General features: G+C 52.1%; 6 protein-coding genes. 1 reads left to right on the forward strand and 5 read right to left on the reverse strand.

The features are described 5' to 3' along the window. Nucleotides 1–91: 91 nt before the first annotated feature. From H5T67_11815 to H5T67_11835, 5 genes are all read right to left on the reverse strand, one after another. Nucleotides 92–1,036: an ABC transporter permease gene (locus H5T67_11815; protein ID MBC7245993.1), complete on the reverse strand. Its 945-nt coding sequence runs from the start codon at nucleotides 1,034–1,036 to the stop codon at nucleotides 92–94. 69 nt (nucleotides 1,037–1,105) lie between these two features. Next, entirely contained in the window at nucleotides 1,106–2,782 is a 1,677-nt protein-coding gene (locus H5T67_11820) for a hypothetical protein (protein ID MBC7245994.1), read from the reverse strand. Nucleotides 2,783–3,065: 283 nt separating this feature from the next. Beyond that, nucleotides 3,066–3,920: an ABC transporter permease gene (locus H5T67_11825; protein MBC7245995.1), complete on the reverse strand. Its 855-nt coding sequence runs from the start codon at nucleotides 3,918–3,920 to the stop codon at nucleotides 3,066–3,068. An 81-nt stretch (nucleotides 3,921–4,001) separates the two neighbouring features. Then, complete coding sequence (locus tag H5T67_11830) at nucleotides 4,002–5,153, reverse strand: aminopeptidase P family protein (protein MBC7245996.1); 1,152 nt, start codon at nucleotides 5,151–5,153, stop codon at nucleotides 4,002–4,004. Between the two features lie 34 nt (nucleotides 5,154–5,187). Then, nucleotides 5,188–6,342, reverse strand: coding sequence for an aminopeptidase P family protein (locus H5T67_11835; GenBank protein MBC7245997.1), 1,155 nt, complete (start codon nucleotides 6,340–6,342; stop codon nucleotides 5,188–5,190). Between the two features lie 1,121 nt (nucleotides 6,343–7,463). Here H5T67_11835 and H5T67_11840 point away from each other — a divergent pair. After that, entirely contained in the window at nucleotides 7,464–9,011 is a 1,548-nt protein-coding gene (locus H5T67_11840; GenBank protein ID MBC7245998.1) for a YifB family Mg chelatase-like AAA ATPase, read from the forward strand. Nucleotides 9,012–9,297 lie beyond the last annotated feature (286 nt).

The raw sequence follows: 9,297 nt of genomic DNA on the forward strand, positions 1-9,297 counted from the left end.
GCGCATCATACCACATCGTCGGGATAAAGCGCAAAATAGCCAACTGCTGGGATTGAATGCTTCTCCATTTGCATTGTTGCCTTTTCCCTTCCTACGATGCGGCTGGACTCGAACGGTATTGTATACGAGGATCGAGAAATCCATACAGCAAATCTACGACTAAATTCACCAGTACATATGTGACTGCGACGAATAACACGCATCCCTGAGCCAGGGGAAAGTCGCGCGCTTGAAGTGCCCCAACCAGCAATTGCCCAATCCCCCGCCGAGCGAAAACGCTCTCAACGATTACCGCCCCTCCAAGCAGACCACCAAACTGCAAACCGACCACGGTGACCACTGGGATGAGGGCATTGCGAAAAGCGTGGCGCAAGATCACTACGGAGTTGCTAAGCCCTTTGGCGCGGGCTGTACGGATGTAATCTTCCCTTAGCACTTCCAGCAAACTAGAACGCACCATACGCGCGATAATCGCGGCTGCCTGGAACCCAAGCGCAATTGCTGGCAGTGCCAAACGTTTCAAATCTGTACCCGAAGTAATGGGCACCCAACGCAGTCTGATGCCAAAAAGATAGATGAGCAACAAACCTAACCAAAAGCTGGGCATGGAAACCCCCAGAGTAGCAAGGAGCATGGTAAGGTTATCCAGCCATGAGTTGTGATGCAGAGCCGCTGCAATGCCTAAGATTGTGCCAAGGAGGATAGCCAGGCTCATCCCTGCTAGTGCGAGTTGGAAGGTGCTAGGAAAATTGGAGCGAATCAGTTCGAAAACGGGTTGTTGGGTAATCATGGAGCGTCCCAAATCGCCTCGAAGTGCCTTGCTGATATAGTCCAGATACTGTATGTGTAGTGGACGATCTAAACCCAACAAGTGCCGAATCTGAGCAATTTGCTCTGCTGTCGCGCCACCCGATTCCACAAACATAGCACGAACGGGGTCACCAGGCACCAGGTGGAGCATGGAAAATACGAGTAGGGTAATAGCAAAAATAATTGGGATGACCCAAATCAGCCGATTAAGAATGTAACGCCACATCTTTCTAACTCCAGATAGGGACTACATGCCAGGTAGCAGGGTTGCCTCCTACTACCTGGCACAGTGCTTTTACTTCTCAATCCAGGTGTCGTAGAAGAAGGGGAAGCCAATTTCGTTAAAGCCTACGTCGCGCACTTTGACAGAGGTACCATAGATGTAATCCTGTTCCCAAGCATTGACACCCTGAGCATCTTTCATAGTCTCTGCCATCACAGCAAAAGCAGCTTCCCAGTATTCCTGCTGCGTGGTAGCGGCGCGCATCCTCGCCAATTGCTCGTCCACGACGGGATTCTTATATGCCTGCCAGTTGCCAGCGGAAGTTGAGAGCCAGAACTCCTCCAACAGGAACAAGGAATTATAGCCGCTATCGCTCATCAAGGTGATGTTGTAGTTGCCCTTCTCGCATTCGGAGATCCAGAAGTTGAAATCGCCAGTGCGTATGTTCAGTTTAATACCCACTTCACGTAACATCTGTTCGATGGGTTCCACTTGGGGGATAGACGCTTCTGTCGTAGCCATATCTAGAACTAGTTTCTGTCCGTCTTTCTCGCGGATACCATCCGCACCCACTTTCCAGCCTGCCTCCTCTAGCAAGGCCCTGGCTTTATCCGGGTCATACTCATAATCATATGGTTTGAGCGCGCTCAAATCCCCGCCGGGTACCATGTTGGAGGGCAGGGGAGCGATAGCAACTCTTCCGATGCCTGACCAAGCTGGGAGCTGCAAGAGCGCCGCTTTGTTTATGGCATGGTTAACCGCTCGGCGCACCCGGATATCATCCGTGGGCGGCTTGCCAAGGTTCATAGTGAACATGCGCACCGTGCCGGCTTTGGGTGTGGTGAGCAACTGAATATTTGGGTTCGCTCTTAATTGGGCCACGAAGGGCTCGGTCACAGTTGCTACATGTAGTTCACCTGCTTCTAGCGCAGCAACCCTCGTTGCCACATCTTGGACATCGCGGTAGACAATCTCGTCCAAATATGGAGGCCCCTGATGCTTGAAGAATGTTGGCGCCCAGTTGTAGTCATCATTGCGGACTAATGTCACATGGTCATCTTTTACCCATTCTTTGAATTTGAAGGGCCCTGTGCCAACCAGCACCTTCACACCATAATCATCTCCCGCCTGCTGCATGGCTGTGGGGGAGTCAATGCCCAACCCACCATCGCTCAAGCTAATCAAGAATGCCGAATTCGGCTCCTTGAAGTAGATTTTGACGGTGTAATCATCCACAACTTCGCACTTTTCATAGTTCTCGCCACCGATAGCTGACCAAGCAAAGCCATGTCGAACATCCGGTCTGGCGGTATAATCAAAATTAAACTTGACAGCCTGTGCGTTGAACGGTGTGCCATCGTGGAATTTGACATCTTGCCTCAGTTTGAAGGTATAGACCCTGCCATCTGGCGAGATTTCCCATGAAGTCGCCAGACAAGGATTGATAGAGCCATCAGTTGGGTTGATTGCAACAAGCGTGTCGAGGACATGGCGTGCTACCATGCGCGATGGAGTGTAGATACTGGTATGCTGATTCAACGTATCGGCGACGTTCCTCCCATGGGACACAACCAGAATGCCGCCTTTGATAGGTTGCGGACCAGCCGCTTGGGTTGGGGCTTGTGTCGGACCCGCTGTTGGGGCTTGTGCTGGAGCTGGCGTAAGTGTTGGAGTCGCCTTAGGCGCTGCGCAGCCAGCCAAGGCCATAGCCGTTGCTAATACACAAATGACAAATTTTAAGCGGAACATCTGGTAACCTCCTGTACCGGTGATATAGTAAGGTTGTGGGGGTGCCAGCCCACCGCCCAAAAGCCGGAACGCCCGGCTTGCTCACTACGGGCTTTTGCCCTGAATGAACCAGTCGCGTTAAGCCTGGGGGCTGGCCCAGGAACAAAGGATGAGGGCCTGCAGCATATTCCACCTCCTTGCCTTTGATTCGGGGGCCAGTTCACCACCATGGTGCCCTGCCTGGACCGCGCTATTCTGTTCTATAAACAGGACATCACCTTGAATCTGACTTTCCATTGCATCCTCAGCATCTCAGTTTGGGGTCAAGGGCATCACGCAAACCATCCCCTAGCATGTTGATGCTCAATACCGTGGTGGTAATCGCTAGACCAGGGAACACCGCAACCCACCATGCCTGACGTAGATAAGTGCGACCAGCGTGCAGCATCGCTCCCCACTCAGGTGTAGGGGGCTGTGCACCTAGGCCTAGGAAACTTAAACCAGACGCTGTCAGAATAGCACCTGCAATACCGACGGTCATCAGCACGATAAGCGGAGGTAGCACGTTGGGCAGGATATAACGCAACATGATGCGATTATTGCCACAACCAACAGCACGCGCGCCCGTTACATAGTCATAATTGCGAAGGCTCAAAGTAGAACCCCGAGCTACACGGATGTAGGTCGGAATATTGCCAATCCCGACTGCAATCATCACGTTAGACAAGCCAGGACCTAGTACAGCGATGATCGCCAACGCAAGCAAGATGCCAGGGAATGCTAATAGAACGTTTGCTAGACCCATGATAATGCTATCCAGGTATCCTCCATAGAAGCCAGCCAGTATACCTAACGTAGTACCGATCGTGGCTGCAATACTGACAGAAATCAATCCCACGCGGAGGGAGATACGCGCTCCATAAATCACTCGGCTAAGGATATCTCTGCCAACATCATCAGTCCCAAACAGGTGCTGCGGAGAGGGACTCCTGAGTGCAAAAAACAAACGTTGTTCTAGAGGGCTATAGGGAGCAACCAGGGGTGCTGCTATAGCGATCAGGACTTCCAATGTAAGCAAGCACAGCCCAATTATTGCGCCGCGATTACGACACAGTTGCCGCAGCACAATGGAGAGTTGGCTGCGTTGCCGTGGTATCATTATACATTCTTGCGCTGTGCCTGCACGAGCACTGACTGCCAATTGCTGCGCAACGCCTTGTTCCATGCTCATACCTGCCTTTCACTCAATGACCACGGGATCGTAGTGAAATCTGGTCAAAGGAGTTGCCCCTTCCTTACCTACCACAACAACATCTTCGCAACGCACATAGAACACACCCGGTTTCCACACTTTTGGCTCCAAAGTAAAGCACATTCCGGCTCGAATGGGTTCGTCAAAGCCGGGGCGCAGCCAAGGCCATTCGTGCACTTCCAGTCCAATCCCGTGTCCTAGGCCCAGATACCAGTACCATTCACCCAAGCCATCTGCAGTAACACGATCTCGAACAAAGTCGGCGATCCGTGCCGGTGTGATCTGCCCATCCGCCATAATTCTCATGGCAGACTGAGACGCTTGTGTGATGGAACGATAAGCTGCCAAGGCATCTGGCTGAGGTGTACCGATGAATGCGGAGCGCCCAAAGTCTGAACAATAACCTTTATAGAGAACTCCGAAGTCGAAAGCGACTGTCGTGCCAGGCGCTAGTATCATGTCGGAATTGCGTACTAGGATATGTCGCTTTGGATCGCTGCCATTGCCTACACAAATGATGCCAGGATAGAAGGAATAACCATCGCCACCACAGCGTCGGATCTGATAATCTACTTCAATAGCCACATCGCGCTCAGTCATGCCGGGCTTCATTACCTTAATTGTCGCGGCCAATGCTGCGTCTGTGATCTCAGCAGCGCGCTGCATAAGCTGAATCTCGTTCTCATCTTTAACCGCGCGTACTCGATCCATCATCGCATTTGTGGCGGGAATAAATCGCGCCCTCGGCACAGCAGCCTGCAAAGATAGAAGCGACTGAGCCCATAACATCTTGTTGACTGCGATTGTCTTCCCAGCTGTATCAAACTCAGCCAGGTTCTTCGCCAGAAAAGCGTCAGGATCTTCATTTTCAGGTAACACGCGGATGTCCCGTATCCAAGTTTGCCCATCCAAGTTAATGGCAAAGCTCTTTTGCAAGAAAAGCACCGGCTCCTTGTCCAACCCAAAGAATAGACCTGTAATCCAATCACCCAGACCTTTTAGGATGGGATAATATATTGGGGTAGTGATACCAGTGATGTAAGTGAAATCTGGACCATAATTGAGGAACATCCAGTCTACTCCCCATTGGCGCATGGTCCGCCGAATTCGTTCTAGACGCTCTTGATAAATGTTTGGCATTTGTTCTTCCCCTTACCCTGAAATTTCCATTATCTTAGCCAATCACATATAGGCGATGATCCGTGCTATAAAGCGAAACCGCACCTGCTGGCGTCACTTGGACCACGTCCTCCACTCGATTGCTAAAACGATCTGGAATGCGAATACTTGGTTCCACGGTGAAGGTCATATTTGCCTGCAAAACGGTTTGGTTGACTGTGTCCAAGAAAGGCTCCTCATGTACTGTTATGCCAATGCCATGACCAAGACGGTGAGTGAAATATTCTCCATATCCCTCTGCCTCGATAATGCTGCGGGCAATGCGATTTGCCTGACTAGCTGTGATCTGGCCTGCTTTCATGGCTTGCATTGCTTCTCGCTGGGCGCGTAGCACGATCTCGTGAATTTTGACGTATTCCGCTGGTGGGTCCCCAACAAATGCAGAGCGTCCAAAGTCAGAGCAGTAGCCTTGGTAGACACAGCCAAAGTCAAAGGTAACAGAATCACCGGGTGATAATTTTCTTGTGGTCGCCCTTCCCAGTGCTTCCGGGGTCGTTTGGTTCGGGCCTGTGAAGCGCACCCCTGTGGCAAAAGATGTGTAATCAGCGCCTAAGAGTTTTAATTGGTAATCTATTTCTCTAGCCACTTCCAGTTCGGTAATCCCTGGTTTAAGCATGGCAATGGCCCGTTGAAAAGCGCCGTCGGTGATTTGCCCAGCCTTGCGCATTAACTCGATCGCTGCCTCTTCTTTGATCATGCGCATTGGTTCGACCACAGCAGACGCCAAGACAAATTCCGCGTCGGGAAGGAGTCGGCGGAAAGCCAATACCGTTTGAGCCCAGGCGCGGTCATCGAGCGCGACCCTTTTGCCACGCAGATCAAAGCGGCTGATTACTTGACGCATGACTTGTTCCGGCTCCTCTGATTCTAGGATCAGACGCACCGAATCAAACCATGGTTTGCCTTCAACTTCAGCCTGAAAGAATGCTCCACCCATCCGAGGCGCAGTGAGAATAATGCCATCGTTCAGACCAATGTAACCACCAACAGCCCAATCACCATAGGCATTGGCATCGGTGTTGTCTGCTTCCTGACGCCGTACTCCGGTTAAGTAGAACAGATTAGCCCCCGGCTTGAGGAACATAAGACCGATATTGCGTTCAGCCATACGCTCTCGTGCTGTGTTCAACCGTTTCAAATAGTCAATCATTGTATCCTCCCCGCTCAGGAAGTGGGTGTTTTGTGCCATAGCGACTGACAAATGCATACAATAGACATCAGCAATGAAAGTGGATCGTCTTTGAGGAAGGACTTCCAAGCCGACGGTGGCCAAGTAATCGCCAGTACTATGCGAAGTATAATGGGCGGCAAGATTACGCCTTGCCATCTGTAGTGAAGAAAAGGGGCTCGATATAAAATGAAAGCCCCATTTACTGTTGAGTTGAACGCCAGTTAGATAGCGTTATCTAATATAATGGACTACACATTGACCTTATGGCCTGCTCTGGCTTGGGCAGCAATGCACCAGGAGTTTCTGACAAGGGGGCTTTTGCGAGGAGCGACAATGCTCATGCGATTCAAATGTGGGTTATACTTGCAACGAAGGTTGGCTACCAGGAAGGTAGCAAACCATTGACAAATCTTAATATAATATATTTTTCCCAAAATGTCAAATTACCTGCGCTTGCTGCAGGACATCATCGCTCTAGCCGCGGAACAGAGCATCGTCTTTGGTGCGCTGCAGTTCACCGACAACACCCATACGATTGCTACGTCAATGTGCACAGGATGAGCGGCGCCAGGACAGAGGTCAGTCGCCCTGTGATGACAGTGCTGCCTAGGGAGTGAAGTGCAGTTACAAGAAGAAGGATGAGCAAGGCCACGTGCGCGAGCAGAGGGAATACTTCTATGGGTGCAAGCTGTATGCCAGCCTCAACACCTAGACAGGTTGATCCCAGGGTGTGCTTCCCCTGGCAATCCGTGGTGCTCAACCTCAAACAACTGGTGCAGTTGCTGCAGGGCGTGCCCTTCAAGGGCGGGTCAGAATATTGGCCCAAGCCTAGGGAAAGGTACATCTGGTGAGCGGAGAAGCACGCTAAGAGCAGCCTCTCGGCAAGAACCGGGCGATATCTCATCCTGTAGTAGCCCTTGCATGGACCGATCCAAGAGCTGCATCAGTCCAATAAAGCGCTGCTTTCACCCCAACAAGTATCTTCTGTTTTTCAACAGCCTCTACCCACTTTACACTCTGGTTAGCATTGTTCAGGTAAAATTTCCTTGTTTGCTATTTGCCATTATAATCGGCAATAATTAATGGTGAGGGGGACGCTCATGCTTGCCAAAGTAACCAGCTTCGCTGTGCTTGGTCTGGACGGTGCGGCGATTCAAGTCGAGGTGGACATCTCAAAAGGGCTCACCAGTTTCATTATCGTCGGGCTGCCTGATACCGCGGTCCAGGAATCGCGTGAGCGAGTGCGGGCGGCGATCAAGAACTCGGGCTGTAGGTTCCCTGGACAGCGCATCACAGTGAATCTGGCTCCCGCTGACCTGCGCAAAGAGGGTCCTGCTTACGATTTGCCTATCGCAGTGGGCATCATTGCTGCCTCCGGACAAATCTGGCCCGATGATTTGGAATCTTCCATTTTCATTGGCGAGCTTTCGCTGGATGGCAGTGTGCGCCATACAACTGGCGTGCTGCCCATGATCAGTGTAGCCAGGGCGCAAGGTTACCAAAGGGCTTTCGTGCCCGCTGAGGATGCCCCAGAGGCTGCATTGGTGCCTGGCATAGAGATCATACCCGTATCCAATCTAGCCGAACTGGTTAGTCATCTGCAAGGTTTGAACCCTATATCGCCTTATCAGTCAGAATTCGACTACGATCTGTTGGATGAGCCACGCTACGGGACTGATTTCCACGATGTAAAAGGACAAGAACATGTCAAACGGGCATTGGAAGTTGCGGCAGCGGGTGGTCATTGCGTACTGATGAGTGGCCCTCCAGGCGCGGGAAAGACGCTGCTGGCGCGAGCTTTGCCTTCTATCCTGCCCAAGCTGACCATCGAGGAAGCGCTGGAGATCACCAAAATCTACTCGGTAAGTGGGCTTTTACCCGCCGACCAGCCACTGATTACAGAGCGTCCTTTCCGTGCCCCGCACCATACTATCAGCCATGCTGGCCTCGTGGGCGGTGGGCATTGGCCGCGACCGGGAGAGATCTCGCTGGCTCATCGCGGCGTGCTCTTTCTGGACGAACTGCCCGAGTTCAGCCAGCACGTGTTGGAGGTTATGCGCCAGCCATTGGAAGACAAGATCGTGACCATCAGCCGCGCCACGGGCAGTCTGACCTTCCCAGCCAATTTCATGCTCGTCGCGGCGATGAATCCTTGTCCTTGTGGCTACTTTGGCGACCCGGTGAAGGAGTGCACCTGCTCGCCAAGCATGATCACCCGCTACCGCAAACGCATCTCCGGCCCACTGCTGGACCGCATTGACATCCACGTAGAAGTGCCGCGGGTGGAGTATGACAAACTGACTGATGACCGGTTGGGCGAACCCAGCGCCAATATCCGCGCGCGCATCGAGAAGGCACGCGAGATCCAGCGGCAACGCTTTGCGGGCATGATGGGCGGGTCGAAGGGCAATCAGCCTCTGCTGTGCAATGCCGACATGGGACCAGCGGAAGTGCGCGAGTTCTGCCACCTGGATGAGTCCGGCAAGAGCCTGCTGCGGGCAGCCATGTCGCAACTGGGCATGAGTGCCCGCGCCTTTCACCGCATCCTGAAGCTGGCGCGCACGATTGCTGACCTGGAGAGTGCAGCGGAGATCAAGACGCATCACCTGGCTGAGGCGATTCAGTATCGGCCGAGAAGGCAATTGTGATTTTTCAACTGTGTAAGTGTTCAGATTAGGGCTAGGTTCAGTGGGTTGTGGATAGCTCGGCTTCTACTATTAGTGCCTAGCTATCGTGGCACTACTACATCTTGTGACATGAGCTTGCTCGCTTAAGATTCTTTACCTCAAATCTGAACAGTTACTCAACTGTGTAATTGTTCAGATTAGGGCTAGCTGTGGTATACTGAGCACATGACACTGGAAGAAGAAGTCGTTGCCCTCCGTGCTGAGAACAATACTTTGCGCGCACAAGTAGCTGCCTTGCAAGAGGAGC

This window comes from Chloroflexota bacterium (assembly GCA_014360905.1).
Classification (GTDB): domain Bacteria; phylum Chloroflexota; class Anaerolineae; order UBA2200; family UBA2200; genus JACIWX01.

Excerpts from the sequence above, each read along its gene's own strand:
- H5T67_11815 (MBC7245993.1), bottom strand. The coding sequence starts at position 1,036 with ATGTGGCGTTACATTCTTAATCGGCTGATTTGGGTCATCCCAATTATT.
- H5T67_11825 (MBC7245995.1), bottom strand. The coding sequence starts at position 3,920 with ATGATACCACGGCAACGCAGCCAACTCTCCATTGTGCTGCGGCAACTG.
- H5T67_11840 (MBC7245998.1), top strand. The coding sequence starts at position 7,464 with ATGCTTGCCAAAGTAACCAGCTTCGCTGTGCTTGGTCTGGACGGTGCG.
- H5T67_11835 (MBC7245997.1), bottom strand. The coding sequence starts at position 6,342 with ATGATTGACTATTTGAAACGGTTGAACACAGCACGAGAGCGTATGGCT.
- H5T67_11820 (MBC7245994.1), bottom strand. The coding sequence starts at position 2,782 with ATGTTCCGCTTAAAATTTGTCATTTGTGTATTAGCAACGGCTATGGCC.
- H5T67_11830 (MBC7245996.1), bottom strand. The coding sequence starts at position 5,153 with ATGCCAAACATTTATCAAGAGCGTCTAGAACGAATTCGGCGGACCATG.